Annotated in this window: 18 protein-coding genes, 1 tRNA gene and 2 pseudogenes; 13 read left to right on the forward strand and 8 right to left on the reverse strand. The window is 63.6% G+C overall.

What is annotated here, in order from left to right:
- Window positions 1-811: 811 nt before the first annotated feature.
- Window positions 812-871: pseudogene (locus KY084_RS16265) on the forward strand (helix-turn-helix domain-containing protein); the annotation flags it as partial.
- 7 nt (window positions 872-878) lie between these two features.
- Here the strand turns inward: KY084_RS16265 and KY084_RS03730 are convergent.
- Together KY084_RS03730 and KY084_RS03735 are read right to left on the reverse strand one after the other, a co-directional pair.
- Complete coding sequence (locus tag KY084_RS03730) at window positions 879-2,144, reverse strand: tyrosine-type recombinase/integrase (RefSeq protein ID WP_246586861.1); 1,266 nt, start codon at window positions 2,142-2,144, stop codon at window positions 879-881.
- Between the two features lie 176 nt (window positions 2,145-2,320).
- Window positions 2,321-2,407 (reverse strand) — tRNA-Leu (locus KY084_RS03735).
- A gap of 132 nt (window positions 2,408-2,539) precedes the next feature.
- Here KY084_RS03735 and KY084_RS03740 point away from each other — a divergent pair.
- The 7 genes from KY084_RS03740 to KY084_RS03770 all read left to right on the forward strand — a co-directional run bounded on the left by KY084_RS03740 (window position 2,540) and on the right by KY084_RS03770 (window position 12,473).
- Entirely contained in the window at window positions 2,540-3,466 is a 927-nt protein-coding gene (locus KY084_RS03740; RefSeq protein WP_219237378.1) for a complex I NDUFA9 subunit family protein, read from the forward strand.
- A 66-nt stretch (window positions 3,467-3,532) separates the two neighbouring features.
- Window positions 3,533-4,345, forward strand: a complete 813-nt coding sequence (locus tag KY084_RS03745) for an undecaprenyl-diphosphate phosphatase (protein WP_219237113.1) — start codon at window positions 3,533-3,535, stop codon at window positions 4,343-4,345.
- Between the two features lie 164 nt (window positions 4,346-4,509).
- Window positions 4,510-5,973 (forward strand): NAD(P)-dependent oxidoreductase, encoded by a 1,464-nt coding sequence (locus tag KY084_RS03750; protein WP_219237114.1) that lies wholly within the window; start codon window positions 4,510-4,512, stop codon window positions 5,971-5,973.
- Window positions 5,970-6,569 (forward strand): DUF2059 domain-containing protein, encoded by a 600-nt coding sequence (locus KY084_RS03755; RefSeq protein WP_219237115.1) that lies wholly within the window; start codon window positions 5,970-5,972, stop codon window positions 6,567-6,569. Before KY084_RS03750 ends, KY084_RS03755 begins: the two co-directional genes overlap by 4 nt.
- Before the next feature lie 35 nt (window positions 6,570-6,604).
- Window positions 6,605-11,080, forward strand: a complete 4,476-nt coding sequence (gene gltB / locus KY084_RS03760; protein WP_219237379.1) for a glutamate synthase large subunit — start codon at window positions 6,605-6,607, stop codon at window positions 11,078-11,080.
- Window positions 11,081-11,150: 70 nt separating this feature from the next.
- Window positions 11,151-11,828, forward strand: a complete 678-nt coding sequence (locus tag KY084_RS03765; RefSeq protein ID WP_219237116.1) for a glutathione S-transferase family protein — start codon at window positions 11,151-11,153, stop codon at window positions 11,826-11,828.
- A 21-nt stretch (window positions 11,829-11,849) separates the two neighbouring features.
- The gene (locus KY084_RS03770; RefSeq protein WP_219237117.1) at window positions 11,850-12,473 is read left to right on the forward strand and encodes a YbhB/YbcL family Raf kinase inhibitor-like protein; all 624 of its coding nucleotides are present in this window, start codon (window positions 11,850-11,852) and stop codon (window positions 12,471-12,473) included.
- A gap of 21 nt (window positions 12,474-12,494) precedes the next feature.
- Here the strand turns inward: KY084_RS03770 and KY084_RS03775 are convergent.
- The 4 genes and pseudogenes from KY084_RS03775 to KY084_RS03790 form a co-directional block, all read right to left on the reverse strand.
- Window positions 12,495-13,351: pseudogene (locus KY084_RS03775) on the reverse strand (SDR family oxidoreductase).
- A gap of 519 nt (window positions 13,352-13,870) precedes the next feature.
- Complete coding sequence (locus KY084_RS03780) at window positions 13,871-14,899, reverse strand: GGDEF domain-containing protein (protein WP_219237118.1); 1,029 nt, start codon at window positions 14,897-14,899, stop codon at window positions 13,871-13,873.
- Window positions 14,900-15,030: 131 nt separating this feature from the next.
- Complete coding sequence (locus KY084_RS03785; protein ID WP_219237119.1) at window positions 15,031-15,570, reverse strand: peroxiredoxin; 540 nt, start codon at window positions 15,568-15,570, stop codon at window positions 15,031-15,033.
- 35 nt (window positions 15,571-15,605) lie between these two features.
- Window positions 15,606-16,640 carry a phospholipase A gene (locus KY084_RS03790; RefSeq protein ID WP_219237120.1) on the reverse strand — a complete coding sequence of 345 codons (1,035 nt, stop codon included), beginning with the start codon at window positions 16,638-16,640 and terminating at the stop codon, window positions 15,606-15,608.
- A gap of 105 nt (window positions 16,641-16,745) precedes the next feature.
- Here KY084_RS03790 and hisN point away from each other — a divergent pair, with 105 nt between their 5' ends.
- The gene (gene hisN / locus KY084_RS03795) at window positions 16,746-17,528 is read left to right on the forward strand and encodes a histidinol-phosphatase (protein ID WP_219237121.1); all 783 of its coding nucleotides are present in this window, start codon (window positions 16,746-16,748) and stop codon (window positions 17,526-17,528) included.
- Window positions 17,529-17,557: 29 nt separating this feature from the next.
- Here the strand turns inward: hisN and KY084_RS03800 are convergent, their stop codons facing one another.
- Window positions 17,558-17,845 carry an HNH endonuclease gene (locus KY084_RS03800; protein ID WP_219237380.1) on the reverse strand — a complete coding sequence of 96 codons (288 nt, stop codon included), beginning with the start codon at window positions 17,843-17,845 and terminating at the stop codon, window positions 17,558-17,560.
- Between the two features lie 118 nt (window positions 17,846-17,963).
- Window positions 17,964-19,013: a mannose-1-phosphate guanylyltransferase/mannose-6-phosphate isomerase gene (locus tag KY084_RS03805; protein ID WP_219237122.1), complete on the reverse strand. Its 1,050-nt coding sequence runs from the start codon at window positions 19,011-19,013 to the stop codon at window positions 17,964-17,966.
- Between the two features lie 155 nt (window positions 19,014-19,168).
- Here KY084_RS03805 and KY084_RS03810 point away from each other — a divergent pair, with 155 nt between their 5' ends.
- Genes KY084_RS03810 through KY084_RS03825 form a run of 4 tightly spaced genes read left to right on the forward strand, consistent with a single transcriptional unit; the run spans window position 19,169 to window position 25,998 of the window.
- Window positions 19,169-20,557: a TIGR03013 family XrtA/PEP-CTERM system glycosyltransferase gene (locus KY084_RS03810; RefSeq protein ID WP_219237123.1), complete on the forward strand. Its 1,389-nt coding sequence runs from the start codon at window positions 19,169-19,171 to the stop codon at window positions 20,555-20,557.
- Window positions 20,554-22,599 carry an XrtA/PEP-CTERM system histidine kinase PrsK gene (gene prsK, locus KY084_RS03815; RefSeq protein WP_343227947.1) on the forward strand — a complete coding sequence of 682 codons (2,046 nt, stop codon included), beginning with the start codon at window positions 20,554-20,556 and terminating at the stop codon, window positions 22,597-22,599. Before KY084_RS03810 ends, prsK begins: the two co-directional genes overlap by 4 nt.
- Window positions 22,596-23,945, forward strand: coding sequence for a PEP-CTERM-box response regulator transcription factor (prsR, locus tag KY084_RS03820; protein ID WP_219237125.1), 1,350 nt, complete (start codon window positions 22,596-22,598; stop codon window positions 23,943-23,945). Before prsK ends, prsR begins: the two co-directional genes overlap by 4 nt.
- Window positions 23,929-25,998: a tetratricopeptide repeat protein gene (locus KY084_RS03825; RefSeq protein ID WP_219237126.1), complete on the forward strand. Its 2,070-nt coding sequence runs from the start codon at window positions 23,929-23,931 to the stop codon at window positions 25,996-25,998. Before prsR ends, KY084_RS03825 begins: the two co-directional genes overlap by 17 nt.
- Window positions 25,999-26,009 lie beyond the last annotated feature (11 nt).

Genomic DNA, 26,009 nt, shown 5'->3' on the forward strand with positions numbered 1-26,009 from the left:
GGCTGTAGTCCGATACCGCGCCAACAACACCACGCCCCCAAAAAGACCGAAGATGCCCGCCATCAGGAGTTGATCCGCTGGTCCGTTCAGGAGGTCCGGCGCATCGCCGTCAAACTCGCTCAACGCCGGATCGAGCCTGCCTGCATCATCGCCTGGTCATGCTGAAGGCGAGCTCATCAAGCCGCAGCAAAACGGGCTCACCTCAAAACCAAATTGCAACTGTAATGATAGAAGGGAGCGCCGACCAAACCCGCCGTCAGGGAGAGGCCACTCGAACGACGCCGCCGCGTTAGCGGCGTCCACGTGAACGCCACGCGATCGTTACCGTGAGGCCGAGACCTGCGCGCAGCCGGGGTTCGGCGGCGACGTGAAACGAGCCGTATAGCGCGGTCGCGCGTCAGCGCGAGGCGCAGTGAATCACCCTTGCGATCCCGATCAGGCCTCCGCTCTGCCCAATTTCGCAATAGCCTGAGCAACGCCCGGACCCGCAATCCAGCGCGCCCTTTCGAGATGTGACCGCCAGCAGCGCTGGCAATCTTGCTGTTTTGGATCCAGTTGCATTAGTGTTGCGGCCGCTTTTGCCCAATCCACCCCGGCTGCGTCGGCATCTAGCAGAGCGGCATAGAGCGCTAGATGGACGCGGTCGTATTCGGTTGCTGCACCTCTTGGCGCAGATCGCTGCAGGGGAATTTGCGGCGGCATGCATTCGGTCTCCAAGTGGCCGACTATAACGAATAGGAACGATCGTTCCTAGAAGGATCGTTCCGGTCCGCTGACCATCGTCTTGATGGAACTGAAGGATGTCTTGGCAATGAATCTCCGCCTGCTTCGGCAGGAAAGAGAAATTACGCAGGAGGAGCTGGCTGATCGGACCGGCCTCAGCTCGCGCTACGTCGACTCAATCGAGCGCGCCAGGCCCGCGATCTTTTTGCCGCCTGAAAATCTGGCCGCAGCACCGTTCCGCCATCACGTAACTGATCGAGATAGTCGGACCAGCGTTGCATCATCGCCACGCGCTCGTCCCAGTATTCGCCACGCGCATAGGCGCGGCGGACCTGATTGGTGTCAACATGCGCGAGCTGTCGTTCGATAGCGTCGGGGTTCCACTCGCCCATTTCGTTGAGCAGCGTCGCTGCCATCGCCCGGAACCCGTGTGCGGTCATCTGATCGGTCGTGTAGCCGAGCTTGCGCAAACCCTGATTGACGGCATTCTCCGACATCGCCTTGCGCGGCTTGCCGAGGCACGGAAACAGGTACTTCCACCAGTGCGTGTGCTCGTGAAGCTCCTTGAGCATCGCGATCACCTGCCGTGACAGCGGCACCCGGTGCGGGCGCCGCATCTTCATCCGCTCGGCCGGAATGAACCAGATCGCTTCGTCGAAATCGATGTCGGTCCATTCCGCCTGCCGCAGCTCGCCGGGGCGCAACAGCACATGGGGTGAGAGCCGCATGGCCATGACCGTTACCTTATGCCCGCTATAGCCGTCGATCGCCCTCAGCAGCGTGCCAACCTCGGATGGTCGCGTGATGGCCGCGAAATGCTTGACCTTCGGCACGGCGATCGCGCCGCGAAGATCGGCAGCGACATCCTTGTCGCAGCGGACGGTCGCCACGCCGTAGCGGAACACACGGCTCAGGACGCTGCGCATGCGGCGTGCGCTCTCATAGGCGCCCGTCGCCTCGATCTTGCGGAGAACGGCAAGCACCTCATGCGGCGTGATCTGCGCGATCGGGATAGTGCCGATCAACGGATAGGCTTTGCCAAGCAACCAGCGGATCTTATCGACGGTCACGGGCGCGAGACCGCCCCGTTCGCATTTGACGAGCCATTCCTTGGCGACCGCCTCGAAGGTGTTGGCAGCGGCGTACTTTGCGGCGATCCGTGCACGCTTTTTCTCCAGCGCCGGATCGATCCCGTCAGCGATCTTCTTCTTCGCTTCGTCACGCCGCACACGAGCGTCGGCGAGGCTTATCGTTGGCCAGCCGCCGAGGTGAAGGGTCTTCTGCTTGTCCAAGAATCGATATTTGAAGCGCCAGAGCTTCGAGCCGTTAGGTTGTATCTGGAGATGGAGGCCCTGAGAGTCGCTCAGGGTCCAAGCCTTCTCCCTCGGCTTGGCGGCATTGATCTGGATGTAGGTCAGCATGGTCGTTTTCCCAGCAAAGCCGGGTCGATCCGAGAGCCCCAAAAAGAGCAACATTTGTGGCTGCTGCTGGTGCTCTTAGCCGGATTTCGCCGGACGGTGTCTGGCGATTCTCGGTCAAGAAATGCTGTGAAACCAGCCGCTTACTGTATGCTGCTGGACGTTTCCAGAGCCAGTAGTGGTGCCCAGAAGAGGACTCGAACCTCCACGGCCTTGCGACCGCCAGCACCTGAAGCTGGTGCGTCTACCAATTCCGCCATCTGGGCACGCAACGGTAGGGGGCGCGAACTAGGGGAGGTGTCGGGGCTTGTCAATCGCCCCGTGCACTTTTCATGACGCGCTTGCCGTTTGGCTTCGCAACGGGCATTTGCGGCAGTTGCGAAAGGAAGACGGTGATGATGAAGAACAAGCTGGTCACGCTGTTCGGCGGTGGCGGCTTTCTGGGCCGCTATGTCGTACAGGAATTGCTGCGCGCCGGTGCGCGCGTGCGCATCGCGCAGCGCGATCCGCGCGATGCCTGGTATCTGAAACCCCAGGGCGGCGTCGGGCAGACCCAGTTCGTTGCCGCCGACATCACCCGCCCCGACACGGTGAAGCGCGCGGTCGAAGGCGCCGACGCGGCGGTCAACCTTGTCGGTATCCTGTCGGGTAATTTCGAGAAGATCCATGTCGAGGGCGCGCGCAACGTGGCGCAGGCCGCGCGTGAGGCGGGTTGCACGTCAATGGTGCAGATATCCGCGATCGGCGCCGATGCCGATTCGCCGTCGGCCTATGGCCGGTCAAAGGCGCAGGGCGAAGCCGCGGTGAAGGAATCGTTTGGCGAGGCCACGATCCTGCGCCCGTCGATCGTCTTCGGGCGTGAGGACGATTTCGTGAACCGCTTCGCACAGATGGTCGCCAGTGCGCCGATCGTGCCGGTGGTCCGCGCCCGGACCCGGTTTCAGCCGATATATGTCGCTGATGTCGCGGCGGCGGTGCTGGCCGCCCTGGACGATCGCGAGGCGCATGGGGGCAAGGCCTATGCGCTCGGCGGACCTGACATCATCAGCATGGGTGAGCTGATCCACTGGATCGCCAAGACGATCGGGCGCGAACGGACCATTGTCGAACTGCCCGATTCGATCGGATCGATGCTGGCGTCGCTTCCTGGCACGCCGATAACGAGCGATCAGTGGCGGATGCTTCAGCGGGACAATGTGGTCGGGGACCTGCCCGGCATTCGCGATCTGGGGGTCGATCCGACGCCGATGGCGACGATCGCGCCGGGCTGGCTGGTGCAATATCGGCGCAACGGACGATTCGGACGCCGGACCCAGGCGGCCTGAAGCAATAATTAGGCGATACCAGCGTGCCGGCGACAGGATGCCGGCGGCCGAGGACAGGAAAACTGCGTGACCGAACTTTTGACCATTCTCCTGCTCGGCATTGTCGAGGGGGTAACCGAATTCCTGCCGGTGTCCTCAACGGGGCACCTGATCCTTGCCGGCCGCCTGTTCGGATTTGGTGGCGAAGGGTCGGGCACGTTTGACATTGTGATCCAGGTGGGCGCTATTCTGGCTGTGGTGGTGCTGTACTGGCAGCGGTTCTGGCATGTGCTTGAAGGGCTGTTGCGCTGGGATCCGGGAGCGGTAGCCTTTACCCGCAATGTCGCGCTTGGCTTCCTGCCCTCCGCCGTGATCGGTATCTTTGTTTACAAGGGGGTGAAGACGCTGCTGACCAGTCCGACGCTCGGTCCCGTCGTGGTGTCGATCGCGCTGATCGTGGGCGGTGTGATTATCCTGTTGGTCGAAAAGTTCGTAAAGCATCCGCCAGAAGGCAGTGTCGAGGCGATGACGTGGCGCACCGCACTCGGCATCGGTTTCGTCCAGTGCCTTGCGATGATTCCGGGGGTCAGCCGGTCGGGGGCGACCATCATGGGCGCGCTCGGGCTGGGCACCGACCGCAAGACGGCCGCGGAGTTCAGCTTCTTTCTGGCAGTGCCGACCATGCTTGCGGCATCCGGCTATGATCTGCTGAAAAGCCATGAGGGGCTGGGGCAGACCGGCTGGACCGCGATCGGCATCGGTTTTGTCGTTTCCTTCGTGGTGGCATTGCTGGTGATTCGATGGTTTCTGGGGATCGTTACCCGGCACGGCTTTGCGCCGTTTGCCTGGTACAGGATTGCGGCGGGCACCATCGCGCTTATCCTACTTGCTGCGATATAGGTCCGGATCGGACCTTGAGGCTATATCGCAGTAGTGGTCGGGCGCTCCGAAGCGCGGACGTAAAATTTATTTAGTAAGCATTACTGTCATAACCGAGCTTTTCCGCGTGACTCGGTGCGCATGGGACGGTATGTGCGCCCCATCCGGAAAAGATGGGAAGCGCAATGGCGGAAAATCCGATGCTGAAATTCGTGACCCGGGAGCAGGCTTATCCTGCCAAGCGCCCTGCCGACTCGCGCGCTTCGGATTTTCAGGAAATTTCCGAACGCTATGCGGTCGATTCTGCGGAAGATCAGGCAGCGCGTTGCTCGCAATGCGGTGTTCCCTATTGTTCGGTTCACTGCCCGCTGCACAATCATATTCCCGACTGGTTGCGCCTGACCGCCGAAGGAAGGCTGCGCGAGGCGTATGAACTTTCGAACGCGACCTCCACCATGCCCGAAATCTGCGGCCGCATCTGCCCGCAGGACCGGCTGTGCGAAGGCAATTGCGTCATCGAATTTTCGGGGCACGGCGCGGTCACCATCGGATCGGTCGAAAAATTCATCACCGACACCGCCTGGGAAAAGGGCTGGGTGGAGCCTTTGGTGCCTGGGCCGGAACGCGGCCAGTCGGTCGGCGTCATCGGTGCGGGGCCGGCCGGGCTGACCGCGGCCGAATATATGCGCCGCTTCGGCTATGAGGTGCATGTGTATGACCGGCATGATCGCGCGGGCGGCCTGCTGACCTATGGCATCCCCGGCTTTAAGCTGGAAAAGGAAGTCGTGATGCGCCGCGTCCAGCGGCTGAAGGACGGCGGCATCACCTTTCACGAAAGTTTCGAGGTCGGCCGCGACGCCACGATGGGCGAACTGTGCGAACGGCACGACGCGCTGCTGGTTTCGACCGGCGTGTACAAAGCGCGCAATATCAAGGCGCCGGGTGTCGGCAGCCCCGGTGTGGTGGAAGCGCTCGACTATCTGATCACGTCGAACCGCAACGGCTTCGGCGACGACGTTCCCGCCTATCGCGACGGCAGCCTGAACGCGAAGGACAAAAATGTCGTCGTTGTGGGCGGCGGCGACACCGCGATGGACTGTGTTCGCACGGCGATCCGGCAGGGGGCGAAATCGGTAAAGTGCCTGTATCGCCGTGACCGGGCCAACATGCCCGGATCGCAGCGCGAAGTCGAAAATGCCGAAGATGAAGGCGTCGAATTCGTCTGGCTCTCCGGCCCCCAAGGGTTCGATTCCGCCGGTGTGGGCGAGCGGGTGTCGGCGGTGCGCGGCACGCGCATGCGGCTTGGCGCACCCGACGCCAGCGGGCGTCGTGCTCCCGAACCCGAACCGGACGGCGATTTCACGCTAGACGCCGATCTGGTGGTGAAGGCGCTGGGGTTCGAGGCGGAGGACCTGCCCACGCTGTTTGGCGCGCCGGAGCTCGGTGTCACCCGCTGGGGCACGCTTCGCGTCGATCACGCAACGATGATGACGAGCATGGAGGGCGTGTTCGCCGCGGGCGATATCGTTCGCGGGGCGAGCCTGGTCGTCTGGGCGATTCGCGACGGCCGCGATGTTGCAGACAAGATGCATGGCTGGCTGAAGCAAAAGGCGAAGGCGACGCGCAAGGCAGCGATGGAGACGGCATGAAGACAATGAAAATTCTTTTGCCCTTACTGGCGCTTCTGGCGCCGCTTCCGCTGCAGGCGCGGCCCGTCGCGCCGGTCGGTCAGACAGCGCCTTCCGACGTGAAGCCCGAGCGGCTTGCCGCCGCGAAAGCACTGATCGACGAATTGATGCCGCCGGATCGGCGCGATGCGATGATGGAGAGCATGCTGCGGCCCCTGATGGCCAATATTCAGAAGGGCATGCTCGATAATCCTGAAATCGCCGGGCAATTGAAAACGGTGCCGCAGGCGCGGTCGATTATTGAAGAGTTCCTGCGAAACCAGACCGAAAGCACGATGACCTTGATTCGTCAGAACATGCCCGGGATGATCGATGCGATGGCGCATGCCTATGCGCGACGTTTTGACACCAAGCAGCTCGGCGAACTTCAACGTTTCTTCGCAACGCCGACGGGACGGGCATATGTGGAACAGTCCATGCAGATAATGGGCGATCCGGATGTCGCCGCCTGGCAGCGCGATCTGATGCAGCAGTCGATGAAGAAAACGCAGAAGGATGCGCAGGAACTGGCCGACAAGCTTGCGGCCGCCGCGCAGGACAAAGGCAACAGCCAGTGAACGAAGCAGAACGCAACCGCCTTGCCCGTGAGGGCATGTACCGTCCCGAATTCGAAAGCGATGCGTGCGGCGTCGGGCTGGTCGCGGCGACGGACGGGCGTTCATCGCGCCGGGTCGTCGCGTCGGCGATCGATGCGTTGCGCGCGGTGTGGCACCGCGGCGCGGTGGACGCCGATGGCAAGACCGGCGACGGGGCCGGGCTGCATGTCGATCTGCCGCACCGTTTTTTCGACGACGCGATCGACCAGTCGGGGCACAAGGTGCTGCCCAACCGGCTGGCGGTCGGGATGATCTTCCTGCCGCGCACCGATCTGGGCGCGCAGGAAAGCTGCCGCACCATCGTCGAAAGCGAACTGATCAACGCGGGCTACACCATCTATGGCTGGCGGCAGGTGCCGGTCGATGTGTCGGTGATCGGGCGCAAGGCGCAGGAGACCCGGCCCGAAATCGAACAGATCATGATCGCCGGGCCGATGCCGGAGGACATGGACGCGGCCGAGTTCGAAAAGGAATTGTACCTTGTCCGCCGCCGCATCGAACGCCGGGTGATCGAATCGCAGGTTCAGGGCTTTTACATCTGCTCGCTTTCCTGCCGGTCGATCATCTACAAGGGGCTGTTCCTCGCCGAGAGCCTGTCGGACTTCTATCCCGACCTGAACGACGACCGGTTCGAAAGCCGCGTGGCGATCTTTCACCAGCGTTATTCGACCAACACTTTCCCGCAATGGTGGCTGGCCCAGCCGTTCCGTTGCATCGCTCATAATGGCGAGATCAACACGATCCGCGGCAACCGGAACTGGATGAAGAGCCACGAGATCAAGATGGCGAGCCTCGCATTCGGCGAGCATTCGGAGGATATCAAGCCGGTGATCCCGGCGGGCGCGAGCGATACCGCCGCGCTGGACGCGGTGTTCGAGGCGATCTGCCGTTCGGGCAAGGACGCGCCGACCACCAAGCTAATGCTGATCCCGGAAGCCTGGGGCATGAACGACGACATGCCAAAGGCGCATCAGGCGCTGTATACCTATCTCGCCAGCGTCATGGAGCCGTGGGACGGTCCCGCCGCGCTCGCCATGACCGATGGCCGCTGGGCAGTCGCGGGGATGGACCGCAACGCGCTTCGTCCGCTGCGCTACACCCGCACCAATGACGGGCTGCTGATCGTCGGATCGGAAACCGGCATGGTCGTGGTGCCCGAGGCGCAGGTCGCCGAGAAGGGCCGGCTTGGACCGGGGCAGATGATCGCGGTCGATCTCGATCAGGGCGAAGTGTTCCACGATCGCGCGATCAAGGACCGGATCGCGGGCGAGCGCGATTATGGCGCGATGATCGACCAGTTCCTGACGGTGGAGGACCTGCCGCCCGCGCCGTCCTATGCCACGGTGCGGTTCGATCGCGCCGATCTGGTCCGTCGTCAGGTGGCGGCCGGGCAGACGCTTGAGGATATGGAGCTGATCCTCGCGCCGATGGTCGAAGGGGCCAAGGAAGCGATCGGATCGATGGGCGATGATACGCCGCTTGCCGTCATTTCGGACAAGCCGCGCCTGATCAGCCAGTTCTTCCGCCAGAATTTCAGCCAGGTGACGAACCCGCCGATCGACAGCTTGCGCGAACGGCATGTGATGAGCCTGAAGACCCGCTTCGGCAATCTGGCCAACATCCTTGAATCCGAAGCGCGGCCGGGCAAGGTGCTGGTGCTCGATTCGCCGGTGCTTACCGGTGCCGAATGGGTCAGGCTGAAGGCGCATTTCGAAGGCCAGGCGGCGGAAATCGATTGCACCTTTGATGCCGAGGGCGGCCCGGATGCGCTGCGCAGCGCGATCGTGCGCATCCGCAACGCGGCCGAACAGGCGGTTCGCGAAGGGCGCAGCGAACTGTTCCTCACCGACGAACATATCGGCAGCGACCGGATCGCGATTCCCGGCGTTCTGGCGGCGGCGGCGGTCCATACGCACCTCGTCCGACGCGGGCTGCGATCTTACGCCAGCGTCAATGTCCGCACCGCCGAATGCCTCGACACCCATTATTATGCGGTGCTGATCGGTGTCGGCGCGACCACGGTGAACGCCTATCTTGCGGAAGCGGCGATCGTCGACCGGCACGAACGCGGCTTGTTCGGCGATCTTGCGCTTGAAGACTGTTTCGAACGCCATCGCACCGCGATCAACGACGGCCTGTTGAAGATCATGTCGAAGATGGGGATCGCGGTGATCTCCAGCTATCGTGGCGGGTATAATTTCGAAGCCGTCGGCCTCAGCCGGGCGATGGTCGACGAACTTTTCCCCGGTATGCCGGCAAAGATTTCGGGAGAAGGCTATGCCTCGCTCCACGTCAACGCCAGCGACCGGCACGCGCTTGCGTTCGACCAGACGGTCGTAAACCTGCCGATCGGCGGCTTCTATCGCCAGCGCGATGGCGGTGAGGCGCATGCCTATTCGGCACAGCTGATGCATCTGCTGCAAACCGCCGTCGGCACCGACAGCTATTCGAGCTATCTGCAATTTTCGCGCGGGGTGCGCGATCTGCCGCCCGTCTATCTGCGCGACCTGATGGAGTTCAACTATCCCGACGAAGGCGTGCCGATCGATCAGGTCGAAGCGATCACCGCCATCCGCAAGCGCTTCGTCACGCCGGGGATGAGCCTTGGCGCGTTGTCGCCCGAAGCGCATGAAACGCTGTCGATCGCGATGAACCGGATCGGCGCGAAGGCGGTGTCGGGCGAAGGCGGTGAGGACAAGAGCCGCTATCAGCCCTATGAAAATGGCGACAACGCCAATTCGGTGATCAAGCAGATCGCGAGCGGGCGCTTCGGCGTGACGGCCGAATATCTCAACGCCTGCGAAGAGATAGAGATCAAGGTGGCGCAGGGCGCGAAGCCGGGCGAGGGCGGTCAGCTCCCCGGGTTCAAGGTGACCGAATTCATCGCCAAGCTGCGCCACGCGACGCCCGGCGTGATGCTGATTTCGCCGCCGCCGCACCATGACATCTATTCGATCGAGGATCTGGCGCAGCTCATCTATGACCTGAAGCAGATCAATCCAAAGGCGCGGGTCTGCGTGAAGCTGGTGTCCAGCGCGGGTATCGGCACGGTGGCGGCCGGCGTTGCGAAGGCGCATGCCGATGTCATCCTGATTTCGGGCAATACCGGCGGTACGGGCGCAAGTCCGCAGACCAGCATTAAATATGCCGGAACGCCATGGGAAATGGGCCTTTCCGAGGTCAATCAGACGCTTACGCTCAACCATTTGCGCGGGCGGGTGCGGCTGCGCACCGATGGCGGGCTGAAGACGGGGCGCGACATCGTGATCGCGGCGATCCTGGGGGCCGAGGAGTTCGGCATCGGTACGCTAAGCCTGGTGGCGATGGGCTGCATCATGGTGCGGCAATGCCATTCGAACACCTGCCCCGTGGGCGTGTGCGTTCAGGATGAGCGGCTGCGCGCCAAATTCACCGGCACGCCCGAAAAGGTCATCAACCTGATGACCTTCATCGCCGAAGAGGTTCGCGAGATTCTCGCCCGGCTTGGGTGCCGGACGTTGGACGAAGTGGTCGGGCGCACCGAATTGCTGCGTCAGGTCAGCCGCGGCGCCGAACATCTCGACGATCTCGACCTCAACCCGATTCTCGCCAAGGTCGATGCCGAAGAGGGCGAGCGGCGCTTCTCGCTCAACACCTTCCGCAACGAAGTGCCCGACAGCCTGGATGCGCAGATGATCGCCGATGCCGCGATGGTGTTCGATCGCGGCGAAAAGATGCAGCTTACCTATACGGTGCGAAACACGCATCGCGCGGTGGGCACACGCCTTTCCAGCGAGATCACCCGCAAGTTCGGCATGGATAAGCTGGCCGACAACCATGTTCATGTCCGCCTGCGCGGATCGGCGGGCCAGTCGCTGGGCGCGTTCCTGTGCAAGGGCATTACGCTGGAGGTGTTCGGCGACGCCAATGACTATGTCGGCAAGGGGCTGTCGGGCGGGACGATCGTGGTGCGGCCGATGGTATCGAGCCCGCTGGTGTCGAACGAAAACACCATCATCGGCAATACCGTGCTGTACGGCGCGACCGCCGGACGGCTGTATGCCGCCGGACATGCGGGCGAACGCTTCGCGGTGCGCAATTCGGGCGCGCATGTCGTGGTCGAGGGCTGCGGCGCGAACGGATGCGAATATATGACGGGCGGCTATGCCGTTGTGCTGGGCGCTGTCGGCGCCAATTTCGGCGCGGGCATGACCGGCGGCATGGCGTTCGTCTATGACGCGGACGGTGCGTTTGAACGGCGCGCCAACGGCGCATCGATCACGTGGCGGCGACTATCTTCGTTGCACTGGGAATCGGTGCTGAAGAATCTGGTTGCCGATCATGCCCGCGCTACCGACAGCAAATGGTCGAACGGGCTGTTGGAGGATTGGGACCGGATCCGGAACAATTTCTGGCAGGTGGTGCCCAGGGAAATGCTGGACCGCCTCGACCATCCGCTCGACGATGCTGAAGAAATTGTGGCGGCGGAATGATGCGAAGCGGGGTGGAAGTGGGCAGGAGCGCCTTCCACCCCGGCCGCTTGGCGGCTAAGAGCGGCTGACGATGTGGCTGCTTTATCAATTTCCGCTCTGCCCCTTTTCCCGCAAGGTTCGCCTGCTGCTCGGCGAAAAGGGCGTTCCTTACGAACCGGTGCGCGAATCGCCATGGGAACGGCGCGACGAATTTCTCGACATGAATCCGGCGGGTCAGACGCCGGTGATGGTCCATTCGGACCGGGGGCCGCTGCGCCCGCTGATCGATTCGATGGCAATCTGCGAATATTTCGAGGAAACAGTCGAAAAGTCCGCGATGATCAGCGGAACGGCGGCAGACCGTGCGGAAATCCGCCGCCTAGTCACGTGGTTCGACACCCATTTCTATCGCGACATCACCGGGCCGCTATTGTTCGAACGAATGGAAAAGCGGCTCGTCCACAAAATGGCGCCCGATTCGAAATTCCTGCGTGAAGCGATGAAGGCGGTGGTCGCGCATCTCGATTATATCGACTATCTGCTCGACAATCGTTCCTGGCTGGCCGGCTCGACGATGAGCCTTGCCGATCTGGCGGCGGCGGCGCAGATTTCGGTCGCGGATTATCTGGGCGGCATCGACTGGAAGAGCCACGAACAGGCCAAGCGCTGGTATATCGGCATGAAGAGCCGCCCCAGTTTTCGCCCGCTGTTGGCCGAGCGGATGGAAATAATCAGCCCGCCGGGCGATTACGAGAAACTGGACCTGTAACCGCGCACCGGGAGTATCGCTATGCTCGAACATGTTCCCCGCTGGCTGGGCCAGGCGATGAAGGGGCTTCGGGCGGGCGCGGACAAGCTGTCCATCGCTCGGCCCGAACTCGGCAGTTTCGAGGCGGTCCGGCTGGCCAGCCCCGCGTTCGCCAATGGTGCGCGCCTGCCTGAACGATTTACGCAGGATGGCGAGGGCGTGTCGCCGCCGCTGTTCTGGACCGGTGTGCCGGACGGCACGGCGCGTATCGCGCTGATCGTCGAGGATGCCGACGCGCCCGCGCCCAGGCCGCTGGTCCATGCGGTGGTGTGGGACCTGCCGGGTGTCGATGGCGAGCTGAAGGAGGGTGAAATCCGCGCCGATGGCGAAGGCGTCCATGGCGATGTCGGACGCAACAGCTATTTCGGCGAAGGCTGGCTGCCGCCCGACCCGCCGACCGGGCACGGCGTCCACACTTATGCTTTTCAGATTTTCGCACTTGATGACGGACCTGATACCGGAACGAATCCCGGCCGGTCCGGCATTTTAAAAGCGATGGCCGGGCATGTGCTGGCGGCGGGGCTGCTCACCGGCACCTATTCGCGCGGCGAACGCGCACCCGCGGGAACGGTAAAGGCTGCAAATGCCGGACTGGCGCGAAGCTGAAATCGCGCCGCTCACTCGGCGTCAGGCATTCACCACCACGCCGCCATTCGGGTGAAGCACCTGTCCGGCCATATAGCTTGAATCCTCGCAGGCGAGGAACAGGAAAGCCGGCGCGACTTCGTTGGGTTGGCCGGGGCGGCCGATCGGCGTGCTTTCGCCAAAATGCTTCAGCTTTTCTTTCGTCGCACCGCCCGAGGGATTGAGCGGGGTCCAGATCGGCCCGGGCGCGACGGCGTTAACCCGAATGCCGTCCTTGATCAGATTCTGCGACAGGCTGCGCGTAAACGCGGTGATCGCGCCCTTGGTCGAGGAATAATCGAGCAATTCGGGCGAACCCTTGTACATGGTGACCGAAGTGCAATTGACGATCGCCGAACCCTTTTTCAGGTGCGGCCGCACGCCTGAACCAGGAAGAACATCGAATAGATGTTCGTCTGAAACGTGCGGCGAAGCTGTTTCTCAGTAATGTCGGTGATCTCAGGGTCGGGATGCTGTTCGCCGGCATTGTTCACCAATATATCGATCCGGCCGAATTCGCCCAGCGTCCTTTCGACGACCGATTTGCAGAAATCCTCTTCGCCCAGATCGCCGCGAAGCGTGATCGCATTGCGCCCTTCGCCCCGGACGATCTCGGCGGTCTTTTCGGCATCGGCATCCTCGCACAAATATACGATGGCGATATCCGCGCCTTCACGGGCATATAGCGCGGCAACCGCGCGGCCAATGCCGCTGTCGGCGCCGGTGACGATCGCCACCTTGTCCGCCAGCCTGCCCGAACCGGGATAGCGCGGTTCCCATTGCGGTTTGGGATCGAGCGTCCGCTCTTCGCCGGGAAGGCCGTCCTCGTGAATCTGGTCGATGGTGTCGGGGTCGCTCATCGTCATTCTCCTCGCGCGGAGCGGTTTGATGCGATCCAATCGCGCGAGGCGGGGGCGGGTTCCGCCCCGTTTTGCGAACGGGTTGTTCGCGGGCGGCTCGGGGGTAGGGCCGTCAGATCAGCCCCTGCCCCTGGGTTGCACTGGCCAGCACCATGACGGCGGTCAACGTGAACGAAACGGCACCGATCATGAACGAACGAAGCATGGCAAATTCCTTTGGTAAAAATCGCGTGAATGCGGTTCAGGCGATCGGAAGGACCGGGGTGGCGGCGGCAACGAGAAGCGCGGTCATGGCGAACGCGCCGACAAAAGCGGTGACGTTGCGCTGAAAGGTTGCGAACTGCGTGGTCATGATAAACTCCCTGTGGTTTCGGCATTGTTCGGGACCATCCCGACGCCGATGCTTGAGCGATTGCAGGGAGCGTGCCAAACGGCTCGGTCTATATAAATCAGCAGGTTGCAGAAAATTGCGAGCAGCACAGCGTGAGATATGCCATGCAAATATGGCAATATACGCCATCACATGGCGTTTATTTCACTTACTACGCGGTTACGCCCGTCCGATTTTGCGCGATAGAGTAGCCGGTCGGCGCGCTGATAGATGCCGGCCCAGTCCTCCCCCGGCGCGGCGCGCGCCAGCCCTGCGGAAAAGGAGATGATGCCGAGTGGCTGGTCGTTTTCGCGCAACCGATAGCGTTTGGCGGCGACAGCATTGCGGGCGCTGTTCAGGATCGCGAACGCGTCCCCGGCATCCGGCCCGGTGAACATCACTGCGAATTCTTCCCCGCCATAGCGGGCGACAAGGTGTCCGGGGCATTGTTCGGTCAGCGTCATGGCGATTGCTTTCAGAACGCGATCTCCCACCGCATGGCCAAAGCGATCATTGACCGCCTTGAAATAATCGATGTCGCATATGGCCACCCACGGCGCTTCCCCCGCAGCGATCCGCGCATCATAGGCATCTTCCATCGCCCGGCGGTTGGGAAGGCGGGTAAGCGGGTCGTGACGGGCGTCGTTTCGCGCTTCCTCCAGCTTGGATCGAAGCTCGCTCGCCTCCCGCGTCGCCTTTTCAAGCTGCGTTTCGGCCTGCTGCACCCGTTCCAGCATGCCCGCGGTGATCCGCACGATCGCTTCCAGTTCAATCGGCGCGGTGTCGCTTTGCGTGTCGCGCAGCGCCGCGGCGCTGGCTTTCAAATCGCGCCCGAAGCCAGCGGTTTCGACGCGGATCGCCTGCATCATATGTTCGAAGCCCTCGACCTGTCCCCGGGTCTGCGCGATCAGGCCCTGGGGCGCTTGCCGATTCACTTCGGCATCGATGTTTGCGCCGAGCGATTCGACGTCACGCGGGTTCAACCGCCCGCCGCCTTTGGTCAGCGCGTCGACGGCGCGGGCGAGCGGGCCTTCGGGATTGACCAAGATGTGGAAGGCGAGGGCGTAATTGGTCGGGCTGGGTTCCATCAGATGATGGAGAAGAAAATCGCCGATCCGGCGAAACAGCCGATCGTCGACGCGCGATCCCGCCGGATTGTCAGATGCTGCCGCGAACATCCCCTTGCCTACCCCCTTTGCAAGACATTTGCGGAGGGCGCTATCGCAAAACTGCTAATATCGGATGATGATCGGTTTCACTTTACGTAAACGATAACCGGTGCTGGCGTTGCCGGCTTCGGTCGCGTCGATCATCGCCCGAGTTTTTCCACCGCGGCAAGCGTGTTGGCGATATGCGCCGCCGGCTGCATCGCGGTATAGCGATAGGCGATCCGTCCATCGCGCGCGATCACATAGCTGGTGCGGTTGGTGTAGCCTGTGTTTTTCGCATTCTCGCCGGTCAGCGCAACGTCATAGGCTTTTACGATGGCGGGTGTTGCCGCGGCGACCGGGAATTTGCCCGAACAATGTTTGGCCGAAAATTCGATCAGCCGGTCGGTATTGCCCGCCGTCATCCCGATGACGGTTGCGCCCGCCGCATGAAACCTGTCGATCGACTGCGCGAACGCCGCTGCTTCCGCATTGCAGCCCGACGTGAACGCCGCGGGGAAGAAATACAGCACCACCGGCCCCTTTTTCAGCGCGCGCGACAGCGTGATGGTAATCGGTTTGCCCGCCATCGCCCCTTTGGCGGTGAAGTCGGGCGCCCTCGCGCCCTGCTCGAGCGCGGCCGATGCAGGCACGGCCATCGCCACGCCGATAATGGCCGGGACCAGGAAAAAGGGGCGCATGCGGGCTGTCCTTTCATTTGCAGGCCGGGCACGGATCAGCGGGTAAAGGATATGCCAATCCGGGCATGGCTGTCGCTGCGATCATAGTCCTCAAGTGACTCGCCATAGCCGCTATATAGCTGGCCGAACATATATATGCCGATCGAATCGTCGATCCGGGTAAGCGGATAGGAAACGAACAGTTCGCCCGCCGCTTTGCCGGTTCCCGGATTGCCGGTCAGGTGTCCGGCGAATTTGATGCCGTCTTCCTGTCCCACCGCCAGGCGCAGCCCGGTATAGCCCAGATAGCGTTTTATCGATCCGCGCGGATGCTTGGTCGAATAATAAAGCCATGCTTCGGGCGCGACTTCGGCATACCAGTCGTGCCCAATATCGAACCGCTTCGCGGCGCGAACGAAGAAGCGGTTGATGTCGACCGATGTCGCCGGACCGCCGCCGTTCGAATCATGGTGATAGCCCGCCGCAATCCGCACCGTATCTTCGGGCGCGATTTCGTAATAGATTTCGGGGCTGTATGTCGTGCTGCGGAACGGCGCGGACTTGCGGTCGATCGCCCAGAACATGGTCTGGGTATAGCCAAAGCGTAAGCCGTCGAGCACGCCCGCGCCTTCGAACGGGCGCACCGCGAAGCTGAATTGAAGTTTCGCGCCGGCATCGCCCGCCCCCGCGACACCGTAAACCGGATCGTGCGGTTCGAGCCGCGACAGCAGCCCGTCATGATGTCCGGTCGCGCTCATCACGCCGCTCTCCCGGTCGGGCGGCGGCGGTGCGGATGCAACTGCGGGCGGCGGGGTCGCCGGTCCGGCAAGCGTATAGCGCACGCGGACGAAACCGCGCGCCGCGACGCCGGACGGCAAGGCATCGGGCGCGTGGAGCGTCAGCGTTTCGCCGTTCGCCGCGGTGACGGACAGTTCGTCGGGAAGGGTCATCGTCTCATCCGCGTCGCCTTCGTTGACCACAAAAACATCCACGCCGCCACGAGCCGCTTGCGCACTTGCGGGTTGTTCGGGAACGATCCGGGTCTGCGCGAACGCGGTCAGCGGCGCGGCGGAAAGAAGCGTGACCAGCATGGCGGAAAGCCGTGGACGGGACGTGGGGCGATGCATGGCGATGCCGACTCCGAATTGCGTTTTTGCTGCCTAGCGGGCCGCGCGTCCAATCGCTAGGCAGTGCGCATGGGTTTCAAAGCTTCCGACATCGCGCTCGCCGGGCGTCTGGCCGACGCGGCGCGCGCCGCCATTCGTCCCTATTACCGCGCCGAACACGGGCTGGAGATGAAAGGCGACGATTCGCCTGTCACGCTGGCCGACAAGGCGGCCGAAGCGGCGATGCGCGCGCTGATCGTCGCCGAATGCCCGATGGATTCGATTGTCGGCGAGGAGGAGGATGCGCGCGAAGGGAGCAGCGGGCGCACCTGGGTGCTCGATCCAATCGACGGAACGCGGGCCTTCATCGCGGGGCGGCCCATTTTCGGCACGCTGATCGCGCTGCTCGACAATGGCTGGCCGGTGCTTGGCGTGATCGACCAGCCGATCATCGGCGAACGCTGGATCGGCGCGACCGGACGCCCGACCGTGCTGAACGGGAAGCCGGCGACGACCCGGCGGTGCAGAGATATCAGCCACGCTTTGCTCGCCACCACATCGCCCGCGCTGTTCGACGACGACCAGCTTCACGCGTTCGAACATCTCGATGCGAAGGTGCGCAGCACCGTTCTGGGCGGCGACTGCTATAATTACGGATGCCTGGCTTCGGGTCATCTCGACATTGTCGTCGAGGCGCAGTTGAAGCTGCACGATTTCGCCGCGCTGATCCCGGTCGTCGAAGGTGCGGGGGGGCGGATGTGTGACTGGCATGGCGATCCGCTGCACGCCGACAGCGTGGGAGAGGTCGTTGCGGTGGGCGATCCGGCGCGGATCGACGATATATTGGAGGCGCTGGCCTGTCGGGGGGCTTAGCGTTGCGAATAACTGCGCGTGCTGGATATTCAGTGCCTTTGCCGGGTGGGGGCGTGAAAGTCGGGCGGTTTATCGGCCACCCAGTCGAGAAAACGCGCCATCGCCGGATCGGCGCGGACGGCATCCATCCCGGCATGGCTTGTCGCCAGTTCCGCATTGCTGAGCGTCCCGTGGATCGCACGGTGGCAGATCGGATGCACAGGCACGGTTTCGCGACCGCCCCGGCTTTTCGGCACGACATGGTGATATTCAATACGAAGGCCCAACACCCGACCGCAAAGTGCGCAACGTTCGGACGATGCAGGCTGGTCCTGCATGCGCCGCAGTCCTTCCACGGCGGCCAGTTTGCGGCGGACGCGGCCGCTCATCGATAACGTCGACACAGCGCCTGAACGAAGCCGACGCGCGATGCGCCGACTTCGATGCGCTTAGCCGTCACTTGTCCTTCATCGCTTCGATCAGGCGCTTGACCTCTTGCGAACGGCCGCGCGGAAGCACCAATATGTCATTGCCGCTCGCCACCACGATCAGGTCGGTTACGCCCAGCACCGCGATACGCGGGCCGTCCGAATGGACGAGGCTGCCCGCCGTATCCAGCGCGACGACGTCGCCGCGGCATACATTGGCGTTGGTGTCGCATTCGCTGATCGCGTGAAGCGCATCCCAACTGCCGACATCGTTCCACCCCATGCTGACGGGAACCACCGCCACCTGCTCGGCGCGCTCCATCACCGCATAGTCGATCGAATCGGACGGCGAACGTTCGAACGCGGCGGCGTCGGGCATGATTCGCACACCGTCGCGCCGCGCGGCGGCCATGGCGGACCGGGCGGCGCTCAGCATATCGGGCGCATAGCGTTGCAGTTCCTCCAGATAGCGATCGGCGCGAAACAGGAAGATGCCGCCGTTCCACACATGGTCCCCGCTACGCACCATGGCTTCGGCCTTTTCGCGTGGCGGTTTTTCGACAAAGCGCTCGACTCGCGAAACGCCCGGCGCGACCTGGCTGCCGGCCTTGATATAACCATAGCCGGTTTCGGGACCGGTCGGGGTAATACCGAACGTGGCCAGCCAGCCGTCGCGAACCAGCGGCAATGCCGTCGCGATCGCCTTGTGAAATGCCGCCTCGTCGACGATCACATGGTCGGACGGCATCACCAGCAACGGAGTCGCGCCACCGCCCGCCGCCAGCGCGGCGAGCGCGATGGCGGGCGCGGTGTTGCGCGCCGCCGGTTCGAGGATGATCGATCCGGGGCTGCACCCCGCTTCGGCGAGCTGCGCCTCCACCATATCGGCGTGCGCCGCGCTGGCCACGACGATCGGCGCGCCATAGTCCGCGCCACACGTTCGCCGCGCCGTCACCTGAAGCATGGTGCTGTCTTCGGTCAGCGCCAGCATCTGTTTGGGCCGTTCGCCCCGCGACATCGGCCAAAGTCGCGTGCCAGCGCCGCCGGACAGGATGACGGGCGTGATGGTTTCGGTCATTGAGCAGTCTTTCCCTCGCATGATGGCACGGCGCTGACCCTTATCAACCGACAAGCGCCCTGCGCAGTGCCCGCGTTCAGTTTTTATTTGCCAATTTCTGCCACATGCTTGCCGGTGTCGGTAATATTTACACCGAAAGGCCGCCGCGGCGTGTTATGATCAGGCTGTTCAAACATTATGTGCCGAACGCCGTGCTGCTGCTCGGCCTGCTCGACATCGTCTTCCTCCTCGCCGCCGCCGAGGCGGGGTGGGTTATGCGCGCACATCAGATCGGCATGACGGTGGGACCGCTGAACGCCCGTATGCCGCAGCTAGCCAGTTTCGCGCTGTGTATGGAACTGGCGATGATCGCGGTGGGAGTCTATGGATCGGACGCCCTGCAATCGCTGCGCTTCGCCACGGCGCGTCTGATCGTCGCGATATCGCTGGGCACGATTTTCCTGTCGGTCATGTATTTCCTGATTCCCGCGATCGCTTTCTGGCGATCGAACCTGCTGTACGCGATGCTGCTGGGCGTCGCGCTGCTGGTGGTGCTTCGCATCTTGCTGGGCAAGACGCTGGGCAGTCAGGCGTTCAAACGGCGCGTGGTGGTGCTGGGCGCTGGCGCTCGCGCGGCGCGGATCAAGGCGCTGGCCCGGATGCCCGGTTCGGGATTCGCGGTTGTCGGTTATGTATCGATGAGCGAAGCCAACCGGGTCATTCCCGAAGCGATCGCGCGCGATGCGATCTACAACCTTGCCGACCATGTCGTACTCCTGAACGCCAGCGAAGTGGTGCTCGCGCTGGAGGAACGACGCAACGCGCTGCCGCTGAAAGACCTGTTGCGGGTCAAGACAACGGGGGTGCATGTCAATGAAATCTCGACCTTCCTCGAACGCGAAACGGGCCGGGTCGATCTCGACAGCGTCAATCCGAGCTGGCTGATCTTCTCCGACGGATTTTCATCGGGGCGGATGCTTTCCGCCATGTCGAAGCGTCTGTTCGACGTCATCGCCAGCATCTGCCTTCTGATAGTCACGCTGCCGATCATCCTTGTCGCGGCGCTGATCGTAAAGGCCGATAGTCGCGGCCCCGCTTTCTATCGCCAGCGGCGTGTCGGATTATATTCGGTCGGTTTCGACATCATCAAACTGCGTTCGATGAGCATCGACGCCGAAGTCGCGGGCAATGCGGTATGGGCCGAAAAGGACGATCCGCGCATAACGCGCGTGGGCCGGATCATCCGCAAGCTCAGGATCGACGAACTGCCCCAGTGCTGGAGCGTGCTGAAGGGGGAGATGAGCTTTGTCGGCCCGCGTCCCGAACGGCCGCAATTCGTCGACGATCTTGAAACCAAGCTGCCCTATTATGCCGAACGGCACATGGTGAAGCCGGGCATCACCGGCTGGGCGCAGATCAACTATCCCTACGGCGCATCGATCGAGGATGCGCGCCAGAAGCTCGAATATGATCTTTACTACGCAAAGAATTATTCGCCCTTTCTCGACCTGCTGATCCTGCTTCAGACGATCCGGGTGATCCTGTGGCCCGAGGGCGCGCGGTGAGCGCCGAACTGATCCTGGTGAGCCATTCGCTCGCCGCGCTGCTGTTCGCGATGCTCGCCCTGTGGTCGGCGCGCGCGCAAGCTGCGGGCTGGCCGCGCATGCCCTTTGCGGTTGGCTTCGGCGCCACTGCGCTATGGGCGCTTGCGATCGCGGGAATCGGGCAGAATCAGGCGCCCGGCCAGATCGGAGAGGGCGTGCGAAACCTTGCCTGGCTGATCGCGCTCTATTGCTTCCATCGCGGCAATGAGCGGCGGCGTGCGCCCTTGGCGCTGCCGTTGGTATACGGAGTGGTCGCGGCGGTGATCGTCGCCGAATGCGGATTGTATCTCGCCGCCGATTCGGGGCGCGCCGCCTTTCCCGCGGCGCAGGTCGTGAGCATCGCGCTGCTGCTTCGCATGATCGCCGGGCTTGCTTCGCTGGTTCTGCTTCGCGCCGCGCATGAAGCAGCATCCACCGCCGGACGCGGCATGCTGCTCGCGCTGGCGGGGATGTGGGTCGCCGACTGCGTGGTGTTCGCCTATGCCTATCTTGGCGCGACATGGCCCGACGGGCTGGCGGTGCTTCGCGGCGTGGTCGCTGTGGCATCCGCCGGTATCTTCGCGCTTTCGATGTACCGGCAAAACGGCTGGGTGGTGCAGCTTTCGCGCACCGTCGCGTACCAATCGCTATCGCTTGTCGCGATTGGCGCCTATTTCGTCGTCATCGCGGTCGCGATCAGCGCCATCGCGGCGATTGGCGGCGATCATGCGCGCATGTGGCAGACGGCGTTCATCTTCGGCTGTACCACGGCGATGCTGACGCTTGTCTCTTCCTCCTGGCTTCGCGCCTGGATCAAGGTGAAGCTCGCCAAGCACCTGTTCCGGCATCGCTACGATTATCGCGCCGAATGGATGCGTTTTACTGAGACGCTGGGCAAGGCGGGCGGCGATGTCGCGCTCGATGCGCGGCTGGTGAAGGCGCTTGCCGATCTGGTCGATTCGCCCGCCGGCATATTGCTGGTGCCCGAAGGCGAGGGGGTGCGCTGCGAAGGCGCATGGAACTGGGACGGCGCCGATTTCTCCGCGACCGGCGGGGGGGCTGCGCTGATCGATCATCTGACGCAAACGCGCCGCATCGTCGAACTCGATAGCGTGCGCGGCGGCGGCGATCCGCTTATTCCCGAAGCGGTGCCGGGGCCGATACTCGCGTCGCGTGAGGCATGGGCGATCATCCCGCTGATCCATTTCGACCAATTGGCAGGCGCGATCCTGCTTGCGCGGCCGCCGCTCGAACGCGCGCTCGACTGGGAGGATTTCGACCTGTTGAAGGTCGCCGGACGTCAGGCGGCAAGCTATCTTGCCGAAGCGCGCGCGACCGCCGCGCTGATGGAGGCGCAGCGGTTCGACGAATTCAACCGTCGCTTCGCCTTCATCCTGCACGATATCAAGAATCTGGTGAGCCAGATGAGCCTGGTCGCGCGCAATGCCGACCGGCATGGCGACAATCCCGAATTCCGCATCGACATGATTGCCACGGTGAAGGAATCGGCCAACCGGATGAACGACCTGATCCAGCGTCTTTCGCAACGCCCCGTGCGCGCCGATCCGGTCAGTGGCGTCGATGTCGGGACCATTGCCGCCACGGTCGCGCGCGGCATCGAATCGCATCATCCGGTGCGGGTTGCCGGGGAGCAGGGTCTGGTGGCAAGGGCCGATCCGGTCGCGCTCAAACAGATGCTTTACCATCTGGTCCGCAACGCCGCCGACGCCAGCGCTGCCGACGATCCGGTTCGAATCGATCTGGCGCGAAGTGGCCAACAGGTGGTCATCGACATCATCGATCGCGGTTGCGGGATGAGCGCGGCATTCATCCGCGATTCGCTTTTCAAACCCTTTATTTCGACGAAGCCCGGCGGCTTCGGCATTGGCGCGTATGAGGCGCGCCAGCTCGCACTGGCGATGGGCGGTTCGCTCGACGTCACGAGCCGGGAGGGCGAGGGCACGCGCTTTCGGATCGAACTGGCGGCGAGCAGCGCCGAAGCGTTGGTGGAGCAGGCAGCATGAACATCCCCCGCAAATTGTTGATCGTAGAGGATGATACAGGTCTGCAGCGCCAGCTTCGCTGGGCCTATGACGGGTATGACATTCTGGTCGCCGCCGATCGCGAAAGCGCGCTCACCCAGCTTCGCGCCGAAGAGCCGCAGGTGGTGACGCTCGACCTTGGCCTGCCGCCCGATCCCGACGGGGTGAAGGAAGGCTTCGCTGCGCTGGAGGATATCCGCCGGCTTGCCCCCGACACGAAAGTGATCGTGGCGACCGGTCATGGCGAGCGCGACAGCGCGTTGCGCGCGATCGCGCAAGGCGCGTGGGATTTCTATCAGAAGCCGATCGACATCGACGCGCTGGGCGTCATCGTCGAACGCGCTTTTCACGTCCACGCGATAGAGGCGGAAAACCGTCGGCTGGCGGCGCGTGCCGGGATCGAAAATCCGCTGGGCGGCATCGTCACGGCGTCGCCCGAAATGCTGAAGGTGACACGCATGATCGAACGCGTGGCGGGCGCCGATGTCTCGGTTCTGCTGCTGGGCGCGAGCGGGACCGGCAAGGAAGTGCTCGCACGCGGGCTTTACGAAGCGAGTGGCCGGATCGGCGGCTTCGTTGCGATCAATTGCGCCGCGATTCCCGAAACGCTGCTCGAAAGCGAATTGTTCGGTCATGAGAAGGGCGCCTTTACCGGCGCGGTGAAAACCACACCGGGCAAGATCGAAATGGCGCATGGCGGCACGCTGTTCCTCGACGAGATTGGCGATGTGCCCCTGCCGCTTCAGGTGAAGCTGCTGCGCTTTCTTCAGGAGCGGGTGGTCGAACGCATCGGTGGGCGAAAGCCGATTGCGGTAGACACGCGGATCGTGTGCGCCACGCATCAGGATATCGACGCGATGGTCGCCGAGGGAAGTTTTCGCGAAGACCTGTATTACCGGCTGGCGGAGATCGTGGTGACCATCCCATCGCTTGCCGAACGGCCGGGCGATTCGGTGTTGCTCGCCCGCCATTTCCTTCGCCATCATGCCGACCGGATGCGCCGCCCGGTGACCGGCTTTACCGCCGACGCGCTTGCCGCGATCGACGGCTGGGGGTGGCCGGGCAATGTCCGCGAACTCGAAAACCGGGTGAAGCGCGCGGTCATCATGGCTGATGGTAAACAGGTGACGGCAGCCGATCTGGACCTGTCCGATGATGCGCAGGACGATCCGATCAACCTGAAAGCGGTGCGCGAGGCGGCCGATCGCAAGGCGATACGCCACGCCCTTTCGCGCGCGCACGGCAATATCTCCGGCACGGCGCGCCTGCTGGGGATCAGCCGGCCGACGCTTTATGACCTGATGAAAAATTATGACCTGCAACCCTGAGCGCGTGGGGAAGACCCGCCGATCCTTCGTCGCGCTGACGCTGTTGTCGATTCTCGCGTTGCTGTTCGTGCTCGCGGGCAATGGCGGCGTTGCGCGCGCCGAAACGGGCGAAGCGCGCATGGCGCTCGCGCGGTCGCTGGCGCTGCTGAAAAAAGGCGATTCGACCGGCGCACGATCGCAGGCGATGAAGGCGGTCAAGGCCGCCGATGGCTGGGGGCTGGCGCATGGCGTGCTGGCGCGCGCGCAACTCGATCTGGGTGACGGCATCGCGGCCGAAGCGGAACTCGATCGCGCGGTTGCGGCGGGGCTGGATCGGGCGCGTGTGCAGCAACTCTATGCCGACGCCTATCTGTTGCAGGGCGACCCGGCGCGCGCGCTTGCCACGCTGGAAAAGGCCGATTCGCGCTATGCGCGCTACACCCTGGCCGTTCGCGGCAGGGCGCTTCAGGCGCAGGGCGACCTTGCGGGCGCGCGGGCAGCGTTCGAAGACGCCGTGGTACGCTATCCGGCGAGCAGCGATGCGTGGCAGGCGCTGGCGCAATTCCGCTTCGACATCGGCGACATGGTCGGCGCGATCAATGCTGCAGGCGAAGCGCTGTCGCGCAATCCGGACAATATCGACGCATTGATTCTGCGCGGGCAGCTGGTGCGCCAGCAATATGGCCTTACCGCCGCGCTGCCATGGTTTGAAAGCGCGCTCGCGCACGACCAGTGGCGGTTCGACGCGCTGATCGAATATGCCGCCACACTGGGCGATGTCGGCCGGACGCGCGATATGCTGGCGGCGGTGCGCAAGGCGATGCTGGTCCGCCCCGGCGCGCCGCAGGGATATTATCTGCAATCGGTGCTCGCCGCGCGGGCGGGCGATTACGATGTCGCGCGATCGGTGTTGGCGCGTGCGGGCGATGCGCTGTCCCGGATGCCCGGCGCGATGCTGCTGAGTGGTTCGCTCGATCTTCAGCAGGGCGACTATGCGCAGGCCGTAACCAGCCTGAACGACCTTGTTACGGTTCAGCCGATGAACCTCACCGCACGCAAGCTGCTCGCGCTTGCCTTTCTTCGATCGGGCGACACGGCGAGCGCGCGTCGGGTGCTGACGCCCATGGTCGCGCGGGCCGATGCCGATTCCTATACGCTCGCCCTTGCGGCGCGCGCGTATGAACGCGATGGGGATCGGGCGACGGCGGCGCGCTTCCTCGACCGGGCGGCGTTGCCTGCGGTTGCCGGATCGACCAGCTTCACCGCTGATGACGACCTGAAGCTGCTGGATATCGACGCCGCGAACGCGCCCGATGCGCCGGGTGCCGTTGTGCCGCTGATCCGCGGCATGCTGCAAGCCGGGCAAAGCGCGCAGGCGCTCGCCCGCGCGCAAAAAATGGCCGCCGACAATCCAGGCGCGCCCGAAGCGCGGCTGATGATTGGCGATGTGCTGGCCGCGACCGGAAAGTGGGACGATGCCGCCGCCGCCTATCGCGACGCCGCTTCGGTGCGGTTCGACGAAGCGACGATGCTGCGCATGGTCGATGCGCTCGACCGGGACGGGCATCGCGATCGGGCGCAACAGGTGCTCGCGCTGTTCCTGCAGCAAAATCCCGCCAATGTCGCCGCGCTTCGCCTTGCCGGCCACTGGCAGATCGCGGCGGGCGATTTCGCCGCGGCGGTCGTGACGCTGGAAGGGTTGCGGTTTCGGCTCGGCGATCGCGACGCAGCGCTGCTCGCCGAACTGGCGGTCGCGCATTCGGGGCTGGGGGAGGACGACATGGCGATGCAATATGGCGCCGCCGCCTATGCGCTTGCGCCCGGCAATCCGGCGGTCGCCGACGCCTATGGCTGGAGCGCGTTTCAGGCAGGCTTTCAGACGGCTGCGCTTCAGCTCCTTGGCAAGGCGGTTGCGCTCGCGCCCGATCATTCCGGGCTTCGCTGGCACTATGCCCAGGCGCTTGCCGCGGGTGGCGACAAGGCGGCGGCGGCGCGCAATACGAAGGCGGCGCTCGGCGATCCCGGTTTTGCTGATCGCGACGCGGCGAAGGATTTGCTCGCCCGCCTCGTTTGAGAAGCGCTGCG

The organism is Stakelama flava (assembly GCF_019351405.1).
GTDB classification, from domain to species: Bacteria; Pseudomonadota; Alphaproteobacteria; order Sphingomonadales; family Sphingomonadaceae; genus Sphingomonas; species Sphingomonas flava_A.

Excerpts from the sequence above, each read along its gene's own strand:
- prsR (WP_219237125.1), top strand. The coding sequence starts at position 22,596 with ATGAACATCCCCCGCAAATTGTTGATCGTAGAGGATGATACAGGTCTG.
- KY084_RS03785 (WP_219237119.1), bottom strand. The coding sequence starts at position 15,570 with ATGCGCCCCTTTTTCCTGGTCCCGGCCATTATCGGCGTGGCGATGGCC.
- KY084_RS03810 (WP_219237123.1), top strand. The coding sequence starts at position 19,169 with ATGATCAGGCTGTTCAAACATTATGTGCCGAACGCCGTGCTGCTGCTC.
- hisN (WP_219237121.1), top strand. The coding sequence starts at position 16,746 with ATGGGTTTCAAAGCTTCCGACATCGCGCTCGCCGGGCGTCTGGCCGAC.
- KY084_RS03755 (WP_219237115.1), top strand. The coding sequence starts at position 5,970 with ATGAAGACAATGAAAATTCTTTTGCCCTTACTGGCGCTTCTGGCGCCG.
- KY084_RS03750 (WP_219237114.1), top strand. The coding sequence starts at position 4,510 with ATGGCGGAAAATCCGATGCTGAAATTCGTGACCCGGGAGCAGGCTTAT.
- KY084_RS03770 (WP_219237117.1), top strand. The coding sequence starts at position 11,850 with ATGCTCGAACATGTTCCCCGCTGGCTGGGCCAGGCGATGAAGGGGCTT.
- KY084_RS03800 (WP_219237380.1), bottom strand. The coding sequence starts at position 17,845 with ATGCAGGACCAGCCTGCATCGTCCGAACGTTGCGCACTTTGCGGTCGG.
- KY084_RS03790 (WP_219237120.1), bottom strand. The coding sequence starts at position 16,640 with ATGCTGGTCACGCTTCTTTCCGCCGCGCCGCTGACCGCGTTCGCGCAG.
- gltB (WP_219237379.1), top strand. The coding sequence starts at position 6,605 with ATGTACCGTCCCGAATTCGAAAGCGATGCGTGCGGCGTCGGGCTGGTC.
- KY084_RS03740 (WP_219237378.1), top strand. The coding sequence starts at position 2,540 with ATGAAGAACAAGCTGGTCACGCTGTTCGGCGGTGGCGGCTTTCTGGGC.
- KY084_RS03805 (WP_219237122.1), bottom strand. The coding sequence starts at position 19,013 with ATGACCGAAACCATCACGCCCGTCATCCTGTCCGGCGGCGCTGGCACG.
- KY084_RS03780 (WP_219237118.1), bottom strand. The coding sequence starts at position 14,899 with ATGTTCGCGGCAGCATCTGACAATCCGGCGGGATCGCGCGTCGACGAT.
- KY084_RS03765 (WP_219237116.1), top strand. The coding sequence starts at position 11,151 with ATGTGGCTGCTTTATCAATTTCCGCTCTGCCCCTTTTCCCGCAAGGTT.
- KY084_RS03730 (WP_246586861.1), bottom strand. The coding sequence starts at position 2,144 with ATGCTGACCTACATCCAGATCAATGCCGCCAAGCCGAGGGAGAAGGCT.
- KY084_RS03825 (WP_219237126.1), top strand. The coding sequence starts at position 23,929 with ATGACCTGCAACCCTGAGCGCGTGGGGAAGACCCGCCGATCCTTCGTC.